Origin of the sequence: Ochrobactrum sp. SFR4, from assembly GCF_019730395.1 — a bacterium.
Taxonomy (GTDB): domain Bacteria; phylum Pseudomonadota; class Alphaproteobacteria; order Rhizobiales; family Rhizobiaceae; genus Pseudochrobactrum.
The window spans coordinates 1-419 of sequence record NZ_JAAPBB010000248.1 but is presented as its reverse complement, the minus strand read 5'-3'; the positions used below and the strand labels follow the sequence as shown (position 1 = coordinate 419).

Below are 419 nucleotides of genomic sequence, written 5' to 3'. Positions count from 1 at the left end.
AAATGCCTGTGAAATTATCGGTTGGATCGCGGAGCAACCATGGTCGAACGGCTCGGTTGGTATGATGGGCATCTCATGGGGTGGTTTCAACTGTATGCAGGTGGCGGCGCTTAAACCTCCGGCGTTAAAAGCCGTTATTTCCATCGCATCAACGGTGGACCGATATAATGATGATATTCATTACAAGAATGGGACACATTTGTCGGCTCAGCTGTCATGGGCTACAACAATGCTTGCTTATCAGTCACGCTCGCCGGACAAAGCTATCATTGGTGACAGCTGGAAAGATATGTGGCTTGAACGCCTCAATGGCGGTCATTTTATGATGGAAGAATGGTTGTCTCATCAAACGCGGGATGCTTTTTTGAAGCATGGTTCGGTCGGTGAGAATTTTACAGACTATAACACGCCTTCCATGG

Annotated in this window: 1 protein-coding gene; it reads left to right on the top strand. The window is 47.7% G+C overall.

Annotated elements, in window-relative coordinates; genetic code table 11:
* Nucleotides 1-419: CocE/NonD family hydrolase (locus HBA93_RS18835; protein WP_221724314.1), on the top strand; the 419-nt coding region annotated here is incomplete at both ends.